General features: G+C 43.3%; 19 protein-coding genes and 1 tRNA gene. 12 read left to right on the top strand and 8 right to left on the bottom strand.

What is annotated here, in order from left to right; genetic code table 11:
* Positions 1 to 25: 25 nt before the first annotated feature.
* Together VR862_RS06270 and VR862_RS06265 are read left to right on the top strand one after the other, a co-directional pair.
* Positions 26 to 2,785, top strand: coding sequence for a PD-(D/E)XK nuclease family protein (locus tag VR862_RS06270; protein ID WP_324720122.1), 2,760 nt, complete (start codon positions 26 to 28; stop codon positions 2,783 to 2,785).
* Positions 2,779 to 3,630 carry an alpha/beta hydrolase family protein gene (locus VR862_RS06265; RefSeq protein ID WP_324720121.1) on the top strand — a complete coding sequence of 284 codons (852 nt, stop codon included), beginning with the start codon at positions 2,779 to 2,781 and terminating at the stop codon, positions 3,628 to 3,630. The genes VR862_RS06270 and VR862_RS06265 overlap by 7 nt, the downstream gene beginning before the upstream one ends.
* 398 nt (positions 3,631 to 4,028) lie before the next feature.
* On the opposite strand, the gene VR862_RS06260 is transcribed toward VR862_RS06265, so the two are convergent.
* A tRNA-Ala gene (locus VR862_RS06260) sits at positions 4,029 to 4,102 on the bottom strand.
* A gap of 107 nt (positions 4,103 to 4,209) precedes the next feature.
* On the opposite strand from VR862_RS06260, the gene VR862_RS06255 reads away from it, so the two are divergent.
* Entirely contained in the window at positions 4,210 to 4,716 is a 507-nt protein-coding gene (locus VR862_RS06255) for a GNAT family N-acetyltransferase (RefSeq protein ID WP_324720120.1), read from the top strand.
* 171 nt (positions 4,717 to 4,887) lie between these two features.
* Here VR862_RS06255 and VR862_RS06250 read toward each other — a convergent pair whose 3' ends face one another.
* Both VR862_RS06250 and VR862_RS06245 read right to left on the bottom strand, forming a co-directional pair.
* Positions 4,888 to 6,627, bottom strand: coding sequence for a M14 family metallopeptidase (locus tag VR862_RS06250; RefSeq protein ID WP_324720119.1), 1,740 nt, complete (start codon positions 6,625 to 6,627; stop codon positions 4,888 to 4,890).
* Between the two features lie 12 nt (positions 6,628 to 6,639).
* The gene (locus VR862_RS06245; RefSeq protein WP_324720118.1) at positions 6,640 to 8,265 is read right to left on the bottom strand and encodes a M14 family metallopeptidase; all 1,626 of its coding nucleotides are present in this window, start codon (positions 8,263 to 8,265) and stop codon (positions 6,640 to 6,642) included.
* Between the two features lie 151 nt (positions 8,266 to 8,416).
* Between VR862_RS06245 and VR862_RS06240 the strand changes: the two genes are divergently transcribed.
* The 5 genes from VR862_RS06240 to VR862_RS06220 are packed head-to-tail and all read left to right on the top strand — an operon-like array spanning position 8,417 to position 11,087.
* Positions 8,417 to 9,745 (top strand): MATE family efflux transporter, encoded by a 1,329-nt coding sequence (locus VR862_RS06240; RefSeq protein WP_324720117.1) that lies wholly within the window; start codon positions 8,417 to 8,419, stop codon positions 9,743 to 9,745.
* Positions 9,746 to 9,796: 51 nt separating this feature from the next.
* Entirely contained in the window at positions 9,797 to 10,564 is a 768-nt protein-coding gene (locus VR862_RS06235; RefSeq protein ID WP_324720116.1) for an enoyl-CoA hydratase/isomerase family protein, read from the top strand.
* A gap of 1 nt (position 10,565) precedes the next feature.
* A complete protein-coding gene (locus VR862_RS06230) occupies positions 10,566 to 10,748 on the top strand; it encodes a hypothetical protein (protein WP_324720115.1) in 183 nt (60 codons plus the stop codon).
* Between the two features lie 34 nt (positions 10,749 to 10,782).
* On the top strand, positions 10,783 to 10,959 hold the full coding sequence (locus VR862_RS06225; RefSeq protein WP_324720114.1) for a hypothetical protein: 177 nt from the start codon (positions 10,783 to 10,785) through the stop codon (positions 10,957 to 10,959).
* A complete protein-coding gene (locus VR862_RS06220; protein WP_324720113.1) occupies positions 10,959 to 11,087 on the top strand; it encodes a hypothetical protein in 129 nt (42 codons plus the stop codon). The genes VR862_RS06225 and VR862_RS06220 overlap by 1 nt, the downstream gene beginning before the upstream one ends.
* Here the strand turns inward: VR862_RS06220 and VR862_RS06215 are convergent, their stop codons facing one another.
* Entirely contained in the window at positions 11,088 to 11,708 is a 621-nt protein-coding gene (locus VR862_RS06215; RefSeq protein ID WP_324720112.1) for a 2OG-Fe(II) oxygenase, read from the bottom strand.
* Positions 11,709 to 11,826: 118 nt separating this feature from the next.
* Here VR862_RS06215 and VR862_RS06210 point away from each other — a divergent pair, with 118 nt between their 5' ends.
* Entirely contained in the window at positions 11,827 to 12,279 is a 453-nt protein-coding gene (locus VR862_RS06210; RefSeq protein WP_324720111.1) for a 6-pyruvoyl trahydropterin synthase family protein, read from the top strand.
* Here VR862_RS06210 and VR862_RS06205 read toward each other — a convergent pair.
* Complete coding sequence (locus VR862_RS06205; RefSeq protein WP_324720110.1) at positions 12,276 to 12,923, bottom strand: alpha/beta hydrolase; 648 nt, start codon at positions 12,921 to 12,923, stop codon at positions 12,276 to 12,278. The genes VR862_RS06210 and VR862_RS06205 overlap by 4 nt on opposite strands.
* Positions 12,923 to 13,876, bottom strand: a complete 954-nt coding sequence (locus VR862_RS06200; protein WP_324720109.1) for a ring-cleaving dioxygenase — start codon at positions 13,874 to 13,876, stop codon at positions 12,923 to 12,925. Before VR862_RS06200 ends, VR862_RS06205 begins: the two co-directional genes overlap by 1 nt.
* Before the next feature lie 129 nt (positions 13,877 to 14,005).
* On the opposite strand from VR862_RS06200, the gene VR862_RS06195 reads away from it, so the two are divergent.
* From VR862_RS06195 to pckA, 3 genes are all read left to right on the top strand, one after another.
* Entirely contained in the window at positions 14,006 to 14,758 is a 753-nt protein-coding gene (locus tag VR862_RS06195; RefSeq protein ID WP_324720108.1) for a UDP-2,3-diacylglucosamine diphosphatase, read from the top strand.
* Positions 14,759 to 15,097: 339 nt separating this feature from the next.
* Positions 15,098 to 15,877, top strand: a complete 780-nt coding sequence (locus VR862_RS06190; protein ID WP_324720107.1) for a universal stress protein — start codon at positions 15,098 to 15,100, stop codon at positions 15,875 to 15,877.
* Between the two features lie 104 nt (positions 15,878 to 15,981).
* On the top strand, positions 15,982 to 17,616 hold the full coding sequence (gene pckA / locus VR862_RS06185; protein WP_324720106.1) for a phosphoenolpyruvate carboxykinase (ATP): 1,635 nt from the start codon (positions 15,982 to 15,984) through the stop codon (positions 17,614 to 17,616).
* Between the two features lie 211 nt (positions 17,617 to 17,827).
* On the opposite strand, the gene VR862_RS06180 is transcribed toward pckA, so the two are convergent.
* Together VR862_RS06180 and VR862_RS06175 are read right to left on the bottom strand one after the other, a co-directional pair.
* Positions 17,828 to 19,105 carry an acetyl-CoA hydrolase/transferase family protein gene (locus VR862_RS06180; protein WP_324720105.1) on the bottom strand — a complete coding sequence of 426 codons (1,278 nt, stop codon included), beginning with the start codon at positions 19,103 to 19,105 and terminating at the stop codon, positions 17,828 to 17,830.
* Positions 19,106 to 19,144: 39 nt separating this feature from the next.
* Positions 19,145 to 19,507, bottom strand: a 363-nt coding sequence (locus VR862_RS06175) for a cobalamin-dependent protein (RefSeq protein ID WP_324720104.1), incomplete at its 5' end; no start/stop codon positions are given.

Genomic DNA, 19,507 nt, shown 5'->3' with positions numbered 1-19,507 from the left:
CCGGGGCGTTTTTTATTTTTAGGGCATGACTACATTCATTGAACAGGTGCTTAGGGAGATAATGGCCCGTGAAGAGGATATTTCTAAAGCCACCTTTATTTTACCAAGCAAGAGAGCAGGAGCCTTTTTGCTTCACCAGCTTTCTCAACTCTCTTCTTCCCCGATCTTTGCTCCACGAATCTTGAGCATCGAAAATTTTTCTGAAGAGGTGGCGGGATTGAAGTCAATTGATAACGTGACTTCCCTGTTTGAATTCTATTCAGCTTACCTAACCTGTACTCCAAAGGAAAATCAGGAGAATTTTGAAACTTTCTCGACCTGGGCACAAACCCTTTTATACGATTTCAATGAAATTGACCGGTACTTAATTGATTATAAATCCTTCTTTGGTTACCTGGGAGACATTCAGGAAATGAACCATTGGTATCTTCAGGAAGAGAGGACACCGCTCATGGAGAACTATCTGCTCTTCTGGAACAAGCTGCCCGAATACTATGAAGAACTGCACAAGCAACTCGAGAAGAAAGATCTGGCTTACCAGGGGATGGTCTATAGAAGAGCTTCTGAAAAAATTGATGAATTCGCCGATGTTGCCCCGGGGCTGTTTTACTTTATTGGCTTCAATGCTCTTAATAATGCCGAACAGAATATTTTCCAGACGTTGCTCGCATCAGGAAAGGCTGAAGTTTTCTGGGACGTAGACGAAAGCTTCTTAAATGATGAGCAGCACGATGTATCCCTCTTTCTCCGGAACTATCTAAAAACTTGGCCTCATTACCAAAAGAATGACTTCAGGCTAATTTCCATTTCCTACAAGAGTTCTAAAGATATTAAAGCAGTAGGAGTGCCAAAGAACATTGGTCAGGCAAAATATGTAGGTGAATTGTTATCCAAATTATCTCCCGAAGAATTAAAACAAACCGCTGTAGTCCTTGGAGATGAAAGTCTTTTGCTTCCTGTTTTGAATTCCCTGCCGCCTAATGTGGATGAGGTGAATGTTACGATGGGTTTTGCACTGCAAAATGCGCCTGTAGTATTCCTTTTTGAGCACCTTCTCAAAATTCACAGTACACCGGCAGAAGACAGCAGGTACTATAAGGATATCATGCTCGTCCTTAGTCATCCCTTAATGCAGCAGGTAACCGGGGGATACTCCCGCAGGTTACTGGAACAAATACGCAGGGAAAACCTTGTCTATTTATCGCGGGAGGAAATATTTTCTTCCCTACCCGAAGAGTTTCAGGAGTTGTTTGAGATCTGTTTTGGAAGCTGGAACAATGACCCTCAAAAAGCTTTAAAAGTCCTTAAGCAACTAGTGATGCTTTTAAAGGAAAGACTGGACGCCGGGAAGGACAAGCTTACCCTGGAATTCCTTTATCAGCTGAATTTGCTTCTCAATCAGCTTAACAATCTGCTGGAGAAGTATCCGTACATCAGTTCGATCAAGATCCTGGCCTCTATTTTTAAGGATCTTTTGTCTTCAAAGACCGTTGATTTCCGCGGAAAACCATTCTCGGGACTACAGCTTATGGGGATGCTCGAATCCCGGGTGTTGGATTTCAAAAATGTCATTTTGACCTCTGTTAATGAAGGAGTATTGCCCGCAGGGAAAAGCAGTAATTCCTTTATTCCCTTTGACCTTAAGTGCGCCTATAAATTACCCACTTACAAGGAAAAAGATGCCGTCTATACCTATCACTTCTACCATTTACTTCAGCGGGCAGAACAGGTGCACTTGCTCTATAATACTGAAAGTGATGGTCTCAATGCCGGTGAGAAGAGCCGCTTTATACTTCAGCTGGAAATGGAAGCAAACCCAAATCATCATCTTCAGAAGTTTAATATAAGTCCGGTTGTACCCGCCATTCCTTCACAATTAAAGAGCATTTTGAAATCTTCCGGAGTAATGGAAAAGATCAAACAGAGAGCAGCCGAAGGGTTTTCACCGTCGGCCCTGTCCACTTATATGAGAAATCCGCTGGATTTTTATAAGCAGTACGTGCTGGGATTAAAAGAACGGGAAGAAGTGGAAGAAACCGTGGCTTATAATACCCTTGGAAGTGTGGTGCATGATACGCTGGAGACCTTTTATAAGGTGTGGTTACAGGAAAAAGTGACAGTAGAGAAACTGGAACAGGCTTTAAAGGCGACAAATGCCGAAATAGAAAAGCAGTTTAGGGAACATTATACAAAAGCTCCGTTGAATAGCGGAAAGAACCTGCTCATTTTTGAGGTGGCAAGGCGGTATGTGCGGAATTTCCTAAAGTCAGAAATTGAAGAGATCAAGGCCGGAAATGAACTTAAAATCCTGAAAATAGAAGAAAAGCTGAAGACTCTTTTTTCTGTTGATGAACTTGATTTCCCGGTATACCTCAAAGGTACTGTAGACCGGGTGGATGAATTTAATGGGAAAATGCGCATCATAGATTACAAGACCGGCAGAGTAGAGCAGTCCAAGGTTGAGGTGGTGGACTGGGAAGAGATCACCTCCGACTATGACAGGTACAGCAAACCCTTTCAGATCCTGACATATGCTTTGATGATGAATGAACAGGAAACACTGCCCGAAACCGCTGAAGCAGGAATTATTTCTTTCAAAAACCTGAAAGAAGGATTTCTAAAATTCTGTAAGAAAGACAAATCCGGGCGGGGTGCTAACAAGGATACAGATATTACTACTGAAACACTGGAGGAATTCAAAATGCAACTCAAAAATCTTATTTTAGAGATCTGTGATCCCAACACTCCTTTTGTAGAGAAGGAGATTAAACAAAGTACATGGTAGTTAAAAAAGAAAAGAATATAAGCCTTCCCGGGCTCCACGGTCGACCCATCCCAACAGATGTCTTCTATACTGCAGAAGGTGAAAATAAGCCGGTATTGCTGTTTTGTCACGGCTATAAAGGCTTTAAGGATTGGGGCGCGTGGAACCTGATGGCGGAAGAATTTGCCAGAAATGGCTTCTTATTCATAAAATTTAATTTCGCCTTCAACGGCGGAACTCTCGAGGACCCTATAGATTTTCCAGATCTGGATGCCTTTGGAGAGAATACCTATACTAAGGAACTTGACGATCTCAAGGTTTTAATTGACTGGATAAGCAGCGAAGAATTTCCTTATGCCAAATTAACCGATCTCTCCCGCTTCACACTCGTGGGGCACTCGCGAGGTGGCGGAATTGTTGTCATAAAAGCTGCTGAAGACGAGCGAATTCAAAAGTTGATCACTTTGGCTGCTGTTAGTGATTTTGGAGATCGCTTTCCGAAAGGGGAGGAGCTGGAAGCCTGGAAGCAAAAAGGGATTGCCTACATCGAAAATGCACGTACCAAGCAGCAAATGCCGCATCTGTTTGATTTCTATGAAGATTTCATTCTCAATGAAGAACGGCTTACCATTTCCAGGTCGGCTCAAAAATTGAACATTCCTTATCTAATTGTTCACGGCACCGATGATCCCACGGTTGATGTTGAAAATGCTCATCAGCTTAAGGAATGGGCAAAACAATCGGAGTTATTTTTGCTTAAAGGCAGTAATCATGTCTTTGAAGCTTCTCATCCCTGGGAACGGGAGGAACTTCCTCCTGCTTTAGAGAAGATCATCAAAAAAGCTACAGAATTCATCAAGAAATAGTTTTCCTAAAAAGGCATTTTTGACACCTGATTTTTAGACAAACCTGCAAGGTCTTTTTTAGACCTTGTAGGTTTTTAAAAAGGAAGGATATAATAAACAGACCTACAGGGTTTTGGAAACCTTGCAGGTCCAAAAAAAAGTCCGTTTTCGCGATGCCTTTTGGTGGAGAATATCGCGCCGAAGCTTCAGGGAAACTGCTGATCTTTTAGCATTTGAAAAAGGCATTTTGGAAGAAGTTTTTCCGCTAACTATTTCTTTACACCCAAATCTCAAACCTGCAAGGTCTTTTTTGACCTTGTAGGTTTTTAAAAGGAAAGATATTAAAAACAGACCAAGAAGGTTTTGGAAACCTTGCAGGTCTAAAATAAAAAAACCACCGCTTTCGCAGTGGTTTTTCGTGGAGAATATCGGAGTCGAACCGATGACCTTTTGGCTGCCAGCCAAACGCTCTAGCCAGCTGAGCTAATCCCCCATTGTGCTGAACGAATTCAACGAGGCAAATGTATTAAATTTATTTAAATAGGTAAAGGTTTAAATTCGTTCTATAAAAATTATTTTTGTCCTTGAATAACCTCTCCTATGATCCGAAAAGCTGAACTAAAGGACTTAACCTCAATAAAAAATCTCACCGAAGCCTGCGCTAAAAGCATGCAGGAAAAAGGCGTTTTTCAATGGAATGAACATTATCCCTCTCTTGAAAAACTGCAACAAGATATTGAGAAGGAAGAACTGTTTCTTTTGGAGGAAAATGACGAGTTAAAGGGGATTATTGTGCTTACTCCCCACATGGATGAAGAGTACATACCCATAGAATGGCTCACTCCAAAAGACAGCAGAAACCTTTATATTCATCGCCTGGCAACAAAGCCTCAGCAATGGGGTAGCGGGAACGGCCGCAAGCTCATGGATTTTGCCGAAGCCTTTGCGCGAGAAAATGCATATGATTCGGTGCGACTCGATACCTTTAGTCAGAACCAACGGAACCTGAGATTTTATGAAGCAAGGGGCTATAAAAAACTCGGGGATATCTTCTTTCCGAAGCAGAGCGAGCATCCTTTTCATTGTTATGAACTGGTTTTGGATTAGAATCCACTTGCGCAAAAAAAGGGACTGTTTAAAAAGCTAAAAAACGTCATCCTGAATTTATTTCAGGATCTAAATTGACTGAAAATCACTATTACTAGAAGCTGAAACAAGTTCAGCTAGACGAACTGTGAGCTTTTTAAACAGATCCAAAAATGTCATTTTCGAGTGGAATTATTTACGCCACTCTGCCGTTCCGCCTTTGGCTGAATCAACCTTTATGCGATAATTCCCATTTCCGGAAACAATCCAGCGGACTTTCACAGCTTCCATTCCGGGAATATTCCTGACCTTAATTTTCTCCGGATTGTGCTTTTGCTCTTCCACCTTATTAAAATCCTCGTCGTTGACCACCATCCCGGTAATAACATTGGCTCCCGATATACTCACGTAATCCGGTCTCTCAATATTATGCTTTAGATCCTGACTAGAATGTGTAGGCATTAGCCTTTCGTTGTAGATGGTAGCAGTGATCTGTTTTAATCCGCCGCCCAGGTTCTTCTCTTTTACTTCGGTAATGCTAAGCTTTGGAGTATGGTAAGCGTGGTAGATGGTGAAAGCCATATTTCTGTGAGCATCCTGCTCGAGTAGAAATCCGGGATGGGCCCTTCCGAAGTTCTTTTTAAAGCCGCCGATCTGGATCTTTCCATACTGCGGATGATCATATTCCTCCCATGGCACAAATGCGTCGCCGAAAGTGAGGAATTTGTCGACCTTTAATTGTTCTTCCTGGTTTCCTCTGCCCTCATTCTTGTGGAAATACTGGTAGGAATTCATAAGTTCATTGGTGTAGGTATAAATTCCTCTTCCGCCATAGAACCAATCAAGTTCGCCGCCAAAAACCGAATAAAGATCCTTGTAAACTACCAGGTAGCGATAACCCGGGATCATTTCTTCACCTTTTTTCCCTATAGCATCGTAGATCTTAACATCTTCGGCATTATAGGTGTCTTTATCCTCTTCTGCACCGGGGCCGCGCAAGATCATTCCGCCATAGTTGTGGTAGCTTTGGGCGCCTGCAATGTTTGGATGATCCATTACGAAATTCATGACGCTTCTCGACTCAGGCAGGCTAAAGGGATATTTATAAGCACCGCGCTGGATGTAATCGGGCTGCCAGTTCCAGCCCCAGTCACGGTTTGGATCATAATATCCAATGCCGTCTTCGTTCACTTCTCCATCGCCATCTGTGTCCTTACCTTCATAACCAAGCATCTCATATTCGCCTTTTTCTTCAGCTTCAACTCTTATTAGCCTTCTTGGATCCTGTGGATCTTTAATGTAGCGCCCTGTTGGAGATTTCCTTATCATCATGGTGATATCGTTATCTCCATTAAGGTCATCAAAGCCGTCTTCTCCTGCCTGCCCGTCCCGGTCATTATCCAGCACGATCATTCCGGATCTTGGGGAGTGCGGGGTATTCGGTTTGTTCATGTAGTTGTTCCGCGCATCGGGATTGATTGTGGGATTGATATAAAAGGTCTTATCCTGAAGTAATTCCTTGATAAAATCCAGCTCATCAAACATTTCCGTCAGGTACCATGCGGTATAAAGAGAAAATTCTGCTCCCTGGATTTCGTTGGAATGGATATTTCCGTCAATATACATGGCAGGTTTTTTATCCGGATCTCCTGTTTTAAAATCGGAAATGGTCAACAGGTAAATATCTTTTCCTTCAAAGGATTTTCCAATGCTTTCCATTTTTGCCAGATTGGGATGTGCTTTGGCGATCTTTTCCATGATCTCCACTATTCCCTCATAGGTGTAATACCTGTTCCAGCTCACCTGGACCTCAGGTTTGTGCGGTGTTCCTATCGCACGAAAAAACTTTTCCTGTGCCTGAAGTGAAGGGATATTCAAAAGAAAACTTAGAATTCCCAGAATGACTACGGTGTGTATCTTATTTAGTTTCATCTCTTCTAAAAATTAAAGTTTTACTTTCATTGTAGCATATCCTGTGTGCGGGGCACCGGCCTTTACTGTGACTGTACCATTCCCTTTTACTATCCAGGAGATGGTTTCTTTTTCATAAGCCCCAAGTTTTCCTGAAAGCTTGATCGTATTTCCTGCCAGGATATCCTCTTTTTCCTTGTCTACTGTAATCTGTAACTTCTGAAGCCATCGCGACCTTTCGCCCATTTCCGAATGGGTGGGTAATGGTGAATTATTGAAAAGATCTACAGTAATTCTGGTCAATCCTCCACTTAACTTCTCTGTTTCCAGGTTATGGAATTCGAGCTTCGGCTTCATTTCAGCCAGTTTTACGACAAAATCTGTGTGCTGCTCGGCGATGCTGTCAACCATCCTGTAAGGCGGGTTCATCATCGCAAAAGGACGAATTCCTCCCACCTCAACTTTTCGATTAGGGAAATCGGGATGCTCAACTTCTGTCCAGTTGACGAATATATTATCAAGTCCTTCCTTTTCTGCCCAGGCCAGGAAATTAGTTTCAGGTGTGATTTTACCTTTCTTAGGATTTAAACTATCCTTCTCTTCCTGTTTCACTTCCGGAATCCACCATCCTGGGGTACTAAAGCTTAGCCTGCCAAAATGAAAATAAGCCCACTGGAAAAAATCTCCGCCTTTTCCCTGATTCTCCTGATTGTACGCTTTTAAAGGCACTGTTTCATTGTAGATGTCCGATATTATTTTATTTAATTCTGCATCCTTCTCCAGTATTGAAGTAACAATTCTCTTCTCGGCGCCTTGTTTGTTGTACTTGAGGGGAGTTGACAGATTATTTTCGGGAGCAAAGGTTACAAAAGCGAAAATGTTCCACCTCTCAAAAAGGTAATCCAGAAGAGCCCGTGTTTCTTTTTGGGAGACCGGATAATCCCCGGCTAAAGCTTCAAAGACCGGAAATTGATAGGTGAGACTTTTATTGAATGCTATTCCTTCAGAAAGATCTTCGTTGAACTTTTCGTCCTTATCGTTATCAATACCTTCAGAAAGTTTGAGATATCGGATTTTTCCGGCAGCATTTGCTCCTTCAGCTTCGACCAGGATCTGCGGATAATCTTCATGAGCAATGTATTTTCCAAGAGGGCTTTCTACCCTCATATCCGTGATCATTCCATCGCGGTTTAGATCTTCATAGCCATCTTCTGAAATTTCTCCGTCTCTGTCATGGTCCACCTTAACAGCATTGCCTCTGCGCTCGTACTTAAGTTTGTTGTGGTACTGACTATATGCGTCTGGCGACATATTGGGAAACACATAGAAAGTGGTGGTTTCCAGAAGCTGACTGTGATCCTTTACGATTTTTTCTGCTACTTGTAAGGCAAGTTCTGCGCTCAGGACGTGGTGACCTTCAACACCACTGGTTATTGCGATGGCAGGTTTGTTTTCAAGGTCGCCTCTTCCTATTTGCAGTGCCCAAATGTCCTCTCCGCCCTCGGTTTTAACAAGGGAAATGAGCTTTGCATCACGGGAGGAACCTATTTGCTGCAATCTTTGAGCGACTTCTTTGTTGGTAGGATAATCATCCTGAGCCGCAGCCGGAAGAAACCCCAGACATACAGCTGCAAGAAGAAATAAGAATTTGTTTTTCATTTGTTTAAGAAGGTTTTTAAAGCATATTCAAGAATGCCGAAAGTCGGCAATTTCTCAAAAATAGAATTTTAATCCTGATGTAAGGGATTTCCTAAACATTTTCCCGGGCAACTCTCCTGCTTATCTTAACTTTGCTTTTTTGCATTCTCGAGTGAATTCTGCAGTAAACTTTAAAAATATCAACCGTCTTGCCATTCCCGCTATTATTGCAGGAATAGCAGAACCCTTGATCTCCTTAACAGATATAGCCATCATTGGGAATGTGGAGCAGGATCCTGTAGAAGCATTGGCGGCAGCAGGTATAGTTGGATCTTTTCTTTCGGCAATTATCTGGATCGTGGCGCAGACAAAAACCGCAATCTCGGCTTTGGTTTCACAGCATTTAGGTGCCCGAAGAATACATGCCGTAAAAACTTTAGTGCCCCAGGCGATCTTTTTTAATTTTTTACTCAGCCTTCTAATCTATGCCGTAACAGCCTATTTTGCCGCAGCCATTTTTAGCGCTTACAATGCGGAAGGAAAAGTGCTGAATTATGCTGCCGATTATTACCAGATTCGTGCTTTGGGTTATCCTTTAACCCTGGTCACTTTTGCTATTTTTGGAGTCTTTCGGGGATTGCAGAACACCCTGTGGGCAATGAAATGCAGCTTAACCGGCGCTTTTTTAAACGTGGGGCTGGATTTTTTGCTGGTGTATGGAGTGGAAGGATGGATACCTGCCATGCATTTGGAAGGAGCTGCCTACGCAAGTGTGATCGCGCAGCTGGTAATGCTCCTGATGGCGTTGCACTTCTTCTTTAAAAAGACTCCCTTTAAACTATGGCTCAGCCGAAGCATTAATCCCCAGATGAAGATCCTGCTGTTTATGAGTGGAAATCTGTTTGTTCGTACAGCCGCTCTCAATTTTGCCATTTATCTCGCAAATGCTTACGCTACAGACTACGGTAAGAACTATATAGCTGCACAAAGTATACTCATGAACATTTGGCTGTTCTTCAGCTTCTTTATCGACGGTTACGCCAATGCCGGAAATGCCATGGGTGGCAGGTTGCTTGGTGCCAAAGATTACAGCGGTTTATGGACGCTGAGTAAAAAGATCAGCAAGTACTCTGTGACCATTGCAATCCTGCTCATCGGGATCTGTGCCTTGTTTTATCATGAGATCGGGCTCATTTTTAGCAAAGAAACTCAGGTGCTTGTGCTGTTCTCTTCTGTCTTCTGGATGGTGCTTTTCATGCAGCCGGTGAATGCAATTGCCTTTATGTTCGACGGGATCTTTAAAGGGCTGGGAGAAGCAAAATATCTTCGGAATGTCTTACTCGCGGCAACCTTCCTCGGATTCACTCCGGCATTGCTCATCGGTGACTATTTCGATCTGGAACTATATGCCGTCTGGATCGCATTTTTTGTGTGGATGTTAATTCGCAGCAGCGCCCTGGTGATAAAATTCCGCAGGAAATATCTGCATAGAGAGGTCTAAATTCCCGAAGACGTCAAATAAAATGTAACTTTACGGAAAAGAGATCTTACAATGACCACGAACAGGGAAAACGGAAGCCTTTTTACCAAAATCACAAGCGGAATTGCCACTCTGGAGTTTGGTCATCCTGCCAGTAATTCCTTTCCGGGAGTGCTTCTTGAACGACTGACAAAAGAGCTGAACAAACTTTCTGAAGATGAAGCGGTGAAGGTCATTATCCTGAGATCTGAAGGTGAAAAAGCTTTTTGTGCAGGGGCTTCTTTTGACGAACTGTTGGCAGTAGAAAATATGCAACAGGGGAAAGTCTTCTTTTCAGGCTTTGCCAGTGTGATCAATGCTATGCGAAGCTGTAAAAAGCTGATTATAGGCCGAATTCATGGAAAGACCGTGGGCGGCGGAGTAGGATTGGCTGCAGCCTGCGACTACTGTTTCGCTACAGAACAGGCAGCCATTAAACTTTCAGAATTGAGCATTGGCATTGGACCATTTGTAATTGCTCCGGCCATTGAACGAAAAATAGGCGTGGCAGCATTAGCTGAACTTACTTTGGCAGCACAGGACTGGAAGAATGCCTACTGGGCGCAGGAAAAAGGCCTTTATGCAAGGGTTTTTGACTCTTTAGGTGAAATGGACAAAGAGTTGGAATTCTTTTCCGAAAAACTGGCTTCTTATAATCCGGCTGCACTTTATGAGATGAAGAAGGTGTTGTGGGAAGGAACCGAACACTGGAATTCCCTGCTCGAAGAAAGAGCGGCAATTTCGGGAGAATTGGTACTTTCAGATTTTACGAGGAATGCTTTATCGAAATTCAGGAAATGATATGAAAGCACTTTTGATTTTTGCTTTTCAGGAAATGGAGAACTCAAAAGCCTTTCAATTAGGATACGAAGTTGGCTATTTCATGGGTTCAAACTTTTGGGAGGTAGTAAGCGCAGCCGTAATTGTATTGGCTGCCATACTTTACCTGGCCTTCTTCAGAAAGAGAAAAAATAACATCGGCTAAAAATGTCATTTTTGACACCTAATATTTCAGTAGTATGAGTTTTCAACAGGAACATTTACCCAAGGACAGGCCGGCGACGGAGAGAGAAGGATATGGTTTTTCATTAGAAGATTTTTGGGAAGACCAATGGATCTATCTGGTTGCAATTATTGTAGTCCTGGCAGTATTTTTCTATGCCCGCTATTCGTGGCGAAAAAGAAATAAACGCTAATGCAGGAGGATCTACAGGTTAACGAGGAAACCTTTGATCTTTTAAGGTTTTTGAGCGGCTATGGCTGGTGGCTCCTTATTGCACTCCTTCTAATCGTGGTGGTGCTTTACAAGAAATTCCGGAAGTAATTACCTGGTCTTTAACCATCCGGTAATACTAAGTCTCTCAGTCTTCACAGGTTTTACTTCGTGCTCCAGGATCTGGCTCTCAAAAATTACCATTCGACCCGGGAAAGGATAAATCGTCTTTGGAACTTCCACTCCGTCTTCCTCGGTATAGATCACCAGCTCCCCACCGTATTCCGGCTGCCAGTCCTGTTCGTTGAGGTAGCAAACCATAGAAAGTTTCCTCCGGTCGTCATTCTGAAAGGTATCCAGGTGGCGCTTGTAAAATGTTCCTTCAGGATAAAGAGCATAATGAAATTCCTTATAAAGTATGCCCATAAAACATGTCCTGTTGAGGTACTGGACGAAAGCGTTGATCTTTCTGAAGAAGGCTTTTTCTGCTTCTGCTGCTTCTGCTTCGTTAAGCCATAGGATAAAATCTCCCCGAATGGATTTTGCAATGATCTCATTAGTGCGATTTCCTATTGCTGCTTTCTTGAAATTGTCTTCTTCATACTTGTGTAAAAGAGAATTTCTGAGCTCTTCTACTTCTGCCAGGCTGAAGAAATTTTCAACTATAGAATATTGCCGCTCAATAAGATCTGAAATGATCTTCTCGTAAACCGGATTTGTAACGATCTCCACACTATAAATTTAAGGCTGCAAATGTATTCTCAAAATCTTAATTACAAGTCTTTTATTTTCAGGGTCAAAAGTTAAAATCACCGCAGCCAAAAACATTATCTTTGCAGAAATTTTTGATATGGCATTGATACGCATCACCAAACAATTTTCTTTTGAGACAGGTCACGCCCTTTTTGGCTATGATGGTAAGTGCAGAAATGTGCATGGTCACAGCTATAAATTGGGCGTAACTGTGATAGGTAAACCTATAGAAGATGAAGACAACGTAAAGCTGGGGATGGTGATCGATTTTGGGGATCTCAAGAAGATCGTAAAGCAGGAGATCGTGGATAAGTTTGATCATGCCACTGTTTTCAACAAGAACACCCCTCACGTAGAACTGGCCGAAGAACTACAAAAGAGAGGACATAGCGTGATCCTGGTGGATTATCAACCTACAAGCGAGAATATGATCCAGGATTTTGCTGAAAGAATTAAGAAGCGTCTACCCGGACATATCCAGTTATTCTCACTTAAACTTCAGGAAACGGAAACTTCGTATGCCGAGTGGTTTGCTTCAGATAATGCCTAAGGCTTCTCATTTTCCATTCCCGAATACCCAAAGATGAAATTGTTGGCACGTCCCAACTCCTCCGGAATGATCGCATGACCGGCATCTTTATGGATCTGCAATTCTACCCTCGCATTCTTATTTTCAAGTATTTCGGCGGTTTGTTTTACCCGGTCTGCCGGCACATGTGCATCGGGATCGCTGGTGCCCAGATATACCGGTGTACCTTCAAAGTCTGTCAGGTAATTTCCGGTGTTGATATTCTTGCCGATTAAGCCTCCAATAATGGCAATTACACCGCCATATCTTTTCGCATTCCTGGTCACATATTCAAGCGTGAGGCAGGCACCCTGGGAAAACCCGAAAAAGTAAATATCTTTTGAAGCGATTCCCTTCTCGTTAAGCTCTGCCTCGAGTAACTGCAGCATTTCAATTGCTGAATCGAGCCACGGCTGGTTTTGCTGTTCCGGAGCCATAAAGGACAAGGGATACCAGCTGTTGTTGTATGCCTGGGGTGCAACCAGAGCAAAATCTTCGATTTTAAGATGATCGGCTACGGCAAGGATATCTTCGGCAAATCCGCCGCGGCCGTGGACCATGATCAGCGCCTTTTTAGCTTGTTCTATAGGAGTACCGTTGTATTTGAAATCTTTCTTATGTAGCATTACTTAAATTTTGTGAGATTTATTTTTACGGGGGTGACCGCTTTTTCAATCAGGTCGCGCCGGGATTCATATTGCGGTGGAAGTTTTAATTCCTCTCCCAGTTTATCCTGAGGTTCGTCAATAGCAAAACCGGGTTCGGCAGTGGCTACCTCAAATAAAACTCCGCCGGGTTCCCTGAAGTAGATGGATTCAAAATACTGCCGGTCCAGCACCGGAGTAGGGTTGTGCCCTAAACCGGCCAACTTCTGCCTTACCTCTAGCTGACTCTCCTTGTTTGCTGTAGAAAAAGCCAGGTGGTGAACGGTGCCGCCACCTCCAAGGCCACGAAGAGCATCGGGCCTGCAAAGTATATCAATGTAATTACCGGGAGCATCGGTTGCTGCGAAGCGGAAGCGGTTTCCTTTTTCGGCTATTAGTTTGTGGTCCAGTCCTTCTATAAGTAAACCGGCGGTTCTTTCATAGCCTTCCTGCCATATCTCCAGGCTGTAGAATCCTTTAATTGAATGCTCCGGCGGAATGTTGCCGTAGGTCCAGCCCTTCCTGTTGTCCCTGTCATTGAATACAAGTTCAAGGCCCAGTCCATCCGGATCCTCAAAATAGATAACAGCTTCTGCGTCAAACCTGTCCTGGGCAGGACGATAATCAATATCAAATTTTTGAAGTCTTTCTTCCCAGTACAGGAGGGATTTAGAAGGAACAGAAAAAGTAGTGATATTGAGCATCCCTTTCCCGTGGCGGCCTTTCTGGATCCCGTCATAAGGGAAGAAGGTCATGATAGAACCGGGTGTGCCTGCTTCATCACCATAATAGAAATGGTAAACATCGGGAGCATCGAAATTCACAGTTTTCTTTACCATCCGCAGCCCGAGGATCCCGGTGTAAAAATCCAGATTCTTTTGTGGATTGCCGGCAAGAGCAGTGACATGATGAATTCCCGTGATCAATTTTTCCATTTAATACAGTTTCTTTTAAAGATAGCCTTATTTAAGAAAATCCCCAAAGAGGCTGATGGAGGAAGCCATTTTTTCTGAAGATTTTAACTTCGGAAATTTTCAGCCTATCTTTACCCACAAATCCCGGCAATGCAGATACCTGAAGGTAAAAAGATCTACTTTTCCAGCGACAACCACCTTGGAGCTCCTACAGCCGAAGAAAGTCGGCCGCGGGAAGAAAAGTTTGTAGCCTGGCTCGATCACGTTAGTGAAGACGCCGCAGCAATTTTCCTGCTGGGGGATCTTTTTGACTTTTGGTTTGAGTATAAGCACGTAGTCCCCAAAGGATTTGTAAGGGTGCTGGGCAAACTTGCGCAGCTGCGGGACCGTGGGATTCCCATTTACTTCTTTGTGGGGAATCACGATCTCTGGATGAATGACTATTTCCAAAAGGAACTTGATATCCCTGTATACCACAAGCCAAAAGAGTTTCTTTTCAATGACAGGAAATTTCTTATTGGACATGGCGACGGTCTCGGGCCCGGGGACAAGGGCTTTAAACGAATGAAAAAAGTTTTTACCAACCCTATTGCAAAATGGCTTTACCGTTGGCTTCATCCCGACCTGGGAGTGCCACTGGCACAATATTTCTCGGTCAAGAACAAAGCTATTTCAGGAGAGGAGGATGTGAAATTCCTGGGAGAGGAAAAGGAATGGTTAATTCAATATTGCCGCCGAAAACTGGAGACCGCAGACTATGACTACTTCATCTTTGGTCACCGGCATCTACCGCTGGACATTCAGCTTCGGGAGGATTCAAAATACATGAACCTGGGAGACTGGATCAATTTCTACACCTACGGGGTCTTTGATGGTGAAAACCTTCAGCTTAAAGAATGGTGATTTTAGCAAAACGTAGGAGACGGGAAACTAAATTATAAAGTAGGCAGTGCTCAGTGTTCAGTAGGCAACTTAGTCTCTATTCCTAAATTAGTCTGGGAAACTGAAATAATTAATTTTAGGCAAAGCAGCCTCCAAAATGAGGTCTCAAAAATGACATTTTTGACACCGCATATTTTGCGGCAAATTTGTCCTGAATCCTGCAATCGTTTTCGGGGCTAAAATGTTGATTTCTTTCAGTCTGCAAATGATATTTGTCATGATAACAGCCCTTTTTGGGAGGTATCTTTAGGTGATAATAATCAGGAAATATGTACAGCAATTTCCGTAACCAATAAAGCCATGAAAAATATCCTCATCCCTTTCGATTTTTCTGAAGTATCTAAGAACGCTTTGGAATATGCTGTAAGATTTGCAGATAAAGATCCTTTGATCAATTTATTTCTGCTCAATATTGCCGACGGAAGTACTGATGTGAATTCTACTGAAGAGAAATTCAGAAAGATCACCAAAAAGTACAACAAACCTTTATTTCCTGAGATCCACACTTTAATCCGCAGCGGAGAGTTAGTACCTTCTATAATTCAGCTTCAAAAAGAGCTAAAAATAGACCTTATTATAATGGGTACGAGAGGTGCCAAACCCGGGGAAGAAAATATTGTGACCACTACTTCACGCCTGGTGGAGGAAGCCGATCTCCCTGTGTTGGTGATCCCCGAACGCTATAGGAAATTCAGGCTCAACACCATTATTCTTTCTCTTGGCAATGAGAAGATAGCCGATAGGTCACCCCTTTACGTGCTGCTCGATGTCTCCAGAAAACATAAAGCCCAGGTACATGTTCTAACTATCCAACAGCATGAAATGGCCATGGGATACAGTGAGGATGATGAAAGCAATGAGACCACTCTCAACTATTTCCTTGAAATGTTCTATTCACACCACACCTTCCATGAAAATGAAGACATAGAAAAAGGTCTTTTGGAATACATCGAAAGGAATGATATGGATATGCTGGCTATTATGCCAAAGAACCACTTACCCGGCGAAGATGCTTCCCCCGGCCGCCTTACCAGGTTACTTACCCTACACTCAAACGTTCCCCTACTGGTACTGGACTAGAAACTAGAACAGGAGCGCAGTGACTCCTCAATTTTTCCTGCACAATTTTTTTTCTGCTATCATTTGGTGAGGCAGGCCAACAATAACCACTCAATATTTAGATCATGAAAGATGTTTTAGAAAGACCCCAAACTGACAATCTCAACAAGTACGGATTAAAAAACTGCAGGATCCACTGGAATCTTCCCGGCGAAGAACTACAGGAGATCACAGTGCGAAAAGGAATGGGCACCGAAACTGAAAATGGTACCCTTACTGTGAATACCGGAACCTTTACAGGAAGATCGCCGCAAGACCGTTTTCTTGTAAAAGATGATTATACCCGCGACAAAGTTTGGTGGGGAAATATCAATAAACCTTTGACTTCAGAGAACTTCGGAAAGCTTTACGAAAAGGTGACAGAATATCTTTCGGGTAAGGAAGTCTATGTTCACGATGGTTATGTATGCTCCCACCCCGATTACCGGATGAACGTGCGAACCATTGCTGAATATCCCTGGTCTGCTTTCTTTGTTAAGAATATGTTCCTACGCCTGAAGCCTGAAGAACTCGAAGATTTTTCTGAAGAATGGCTGGTAGTTTGCGCCCCGGGTTATGTGGAAGCCGAACCTGCAAAATATGGATTGCGTCAGGGGAATTTCAGCATCCTTGACTTTACCCGCAAAGTTGCCCTGGTAGGAGGCTCTGCCTATACCGGGGAGATGAAAAAAGGTATTTTCTCTGCCCTTAACCTTATACTTCCGGTAGAAAAAGAGGTGCTGCCAATGCACTGTTCTGCCAACGTTGGGGAAGATGAAGATACAGCTATTTTCTTCGGACTTTCGGGAACCGGAAAAACTACCCTTTCCGCAGATCCCGATAGAAGATTGATTGGAGATGACGAACATGGATGGACAGCAGAAAATGTGATCTTTAACTTTGAAGGTGGTTGCTACGCAAAAGTGATCGGCCTTACCGAAGAATCTGAACCCGATATTTATCGCGCTATAAAACCGGGAGCTCTTCTGGAAAATGTGATCTTCAAAAAAGGCACTAAAGAGGTAGATTTTTTCGATGCTGCTATTACGCAGAATACCAGAGTAAGTTATCCCATTGATCATATAGAAAATATCCAGGTGCCTTCTTATGCTAAGAACCCAAAAAATATTTTCTTCCTCACTTGTGATGCCTTCGGGGTGCTGCCACCTGTTTCCAAGTTGACACCCGGGCAGGCTGCCTATCACTTCATCTCTGGTTACACAGCCAAGGTGGCAGGTACCGAAGCGGGCATCAATGAGCCGGTACCATCCTTCTCAGCTTGTTTTGGAGCTCCATTTATGCCGCTACACCCAACAGTGTATGCAGAAATGCTGAGTTCAAAAATGAAAGAAGCGGGAGTTAATGTTTGGCTTATCAACACCGGTTGGAGCGGCGGACCTTTTGGAGTAGGATCCAGAATAAAACTGAAATATACCCGCGCCATGATCACCTCCATCCTTAAAGGTGAGCTTGAAAATGTGGACTACGAAATGCACCCCATCTTTGGATTATTCATGCCAAAGTATTGTCACAATGTGCCAACAGAAATGCTGAACCCAATGAATACCTGGCTGCAAAAAGGAGCTTATATTCAGAAGTCAATTCAGCTGGCCCATAGTTTCCACCTCAACTTCGAGAAATTCTCTACAGAGGCATCGGAACAAATAATAAATGGAGGTCCGTTAATTGACGAACACCACCATATGGATGCAGAATACTAACTAAATACAACCAACCTCCGAAGCCGCCCGGGAAGAGATTTCCGGGCGGTTTTATTTTTTAGCAATCAAAATACTACAGGGAATTTACACTTAATAAGTATCGAAAAGAAAAGGCTGCCCTAAAGGCTCGATTACTGTCAACCTGAAATAAATTCAGAATGACTGCCTACCGGCTTTTAATGCAGCCTTTTGCAACGAATTCAACTATTTTTTAATAAGCCATCTCAAAAAAAGCTCTTTCCAGCTCCTCTCTGTGTTGGGGGTGAGCAATTGAGATAAGGGCATGAGCTCTCTGCTTCAGGTTCTTTCCAAAGAGATTGACCACCCCAAATTCGGTAGCTACGTAATGCACGTGCGCTCTCGTGGTGGTGACGCCGGCACCTTCTTTTAAGGACGGCACAATTTTGGAAATTCCTTTATTGGTCACAGAAGGCATGGCAAAAATGGCCTTACCACCTTCAGAAAGGGAAGCTCCTCTTATGAAATCCATTTGTCCACCTACCCCTGAAAAATGGTATTTTCCAATGGTGTCGGCACAAACCTGACCCGTAAGATCAATTTCTATAGCCGAATTTATTGCCGTGACCTTTGGATTCTGCCTAATGATGGCTGAATCATTGGTATAAGCCGCTTCTTTGAAATGCACTACCGGATTGTCATGGATAAAATCATATAAATCGGGACTTCCTGCTGCAAAACAGGTCACAATTTTTCCGGTCTTTATCTTCTTTTCTTCCCCGGTGATCACCCCATTTTCGATTAGAGGCAGAACTCCGTCAGAAAATAATTCGGTATGAATTCCGAGCCGTTTATGGTTCATGAGCTTGGAAAGAACAACATTTGGTATCCCGCCAATTCCCATTTGCAGGGTTGCCCCGTCTTCTACCAGGCCGGCTACATATTCTCCTACTTTCTGTTCAAGTTCCGAAGGAGCGTTTGCCCTGGGGGAATGAATGGGACAATCCACCTCAATAGCTGCAGTGATTTGACTTACGTGAATAATTCCATCTCCATGGGTCCTTGGAACTCTAGGGTTGATCTGTGCAACAACCTTCTTTGCAGTTTGGACCGCCGGCAGAGTTATATCTACTGAAACTCCTAAAGAGCAATATCCATGTTCATCTGGCGGAGAAACCTGAATAAAGGCAACATCCAGCGGAAGTATATTTCTTCTGAAGAGCAGATGGATCTCGCTAAGGAAGATTGGGATATAAGCACCAATACTTGAATTCACTGCCTTTCTTACATTTCCTGCAACGAAACAACTGTTGGTTTTAAAGGATTCATTATAAGGAGGATCTGTATAGGGGGCAGGACCTTCGGTGTGAATGTGGATCAACTCCACATCCCTTATTTCCCGATAGCGTTCTGTAAGAGCATCTATTAAAACATTTGGAGTCATGGCGGCACCGTGAAGGAACACGCGATCTCCTGATTTTACATGCGAAACAGCTTCTTCTTTGGAAACGAACTTAAGAGAATTTTGCATAACACTGAATTTATGGTTTCAATTATCCTTTGGTTTAGGTTATTCCTCGATGAGAATATCCAAAAGTTTGATGGCAGTCTCGCTGATCCTTGTCCCCGGCCCAAATACCGCTACTGCTCCCGCATCGAAGAGGAACTGGTAGTCCTGGGACGGGATCACCCCACCCACGATCACCATGATATCCTCGCGGCCGTATTTTTTGAGCTCTTCGATCACCTGCGGGACCAGGGTCTTGTGGCCTGCAGCAAGGGAAGAAACGCCCAGGATGTGTACGTCGTTCTCAACTGCCTGTTTTGCAGCTTCTGCAGGGGTTTGGAATAATGGACCTATATCCACATCAAAACCAACATCGGCATAACCTGTGGCCACTACTTTGGCTCCACGATCATGGCCATCCTGTCC

Origin of the sequence: Salinimicrobium aquimaris, assembly GCF_035607535.1 — a bacterium.
Lineage (GTDB): Bacteria > Bacteroidota > Bacteroidia > Flavobacteriales > Flavobacteriaceae > Salinimicrobium.
This window is presented reverse-complemented; position numbering and strand designations above follow the sequence as displayed.

Coding starts and splice junctions, on each gene's coding strand:
- VR862_RS06270 (WP_324720122.1), top strand. CDS start 26: ATGACTACATTCATTGAACAGGTGCTTAGGGAGATAATGGCCCGTGAA.
- VR862_RS06265 (WP_324720121.1), top strand. CDS start 2,779: ATGGTAGTTAAAAAAGAAAAGAATATAAGCCTTCCCGGGCTCCACGGT.
- VR862_RS06255 (WP_324720120.1), top strand. CDS start 4,210: ATGATCCGAAAAGCTGAACTAAAGGACTTAACCTCAATAAAAAATCTC.
- VR862_RS06250 (WP_324720119.1), bottom strand. CDS start 6,627: ATGAAACTAAATAAGATACACACCGTAGTCATTCTGGGAATTCTAAGT.
- VR862_RS06245 (WP_324720118.1), bottom strand. CDS start 8,265: ATGAAAAACAAATTCTTATTTCTTCTTGCAGCTGTATGTCTGGGGTTT.
- VR862_RS06235 (WP_324720116.1), top strand. CDS start 9,797: ATGACCACGAACAGGGAAAACGGAAGCCTTTTTACCAAAATCACAAGC.
- VR862_RS06230 (WP_324720115.1), top strand. CDS start 10,566: ATGAAAGCACTTTTGATTTTTGCTTTTCAGGAAATGGAGAACTCAAAA.
- VR862_RS06225 (WP_324720114.1), top strand. CDS start 10,783: ATGAGTTTTCAACAGGAACATTTACCCAAGGACAGGCCGGCGACGGAG.
- VR862_RS06220 (WP_324720113.1), top strand. CDS start 10,959: ATGCAGGAGGATCTACAGGTTAACGAGGAAACCTTTGATCTTTTAAGG.
- VR862_RS06210 (WP_324720111.1), top strand. CDS start 11,827: ATGGCATTGATACGCATCACCAAACAATTTTCTTTTGAGACAGGTCAC.
- VR862_RS06205 (WP_324720110.1), bottom strand. CDS start 12,923: ATGCTACATAAGAAAGATTTCAAATACAACGGTACTCCTATAGAACAA.
- VR862_RS06200 (WP_324720109.1), bottom strand. CDS start 13,876: ATGGAAAAATTGATCACGGGAATTCATCATGTCACTGCTCTTGCCGGC.
- VR862_RS06195 (WP_324720108.1), top strand. CDS start 14,006: ATGCAGATACCTGAAGGTAAAAAGATCTACTTTTCCAGCGACAACCAC.
- VR862_RS06190 (WP_324720107.1), top strand. CDS start 15,098: ATGAAAAATATCCTCATCCCTTTCGATTTTTCTGAAGTATCTAAGAAC.
- pckA (WP_324720106.1), top strand. CDS start 15,982: ATGAAAGATGTTTTAGAAAGACCCCAAACTGACAATCTCAACAAGTAC.
- VR862_RS06180 (WP_324720105.1), bottom strand. CDS start 19,105: ATGCAAAATTCTCTTAAGTTCGTTTCCAAAGAAGAAGCTGTTTCGCAT.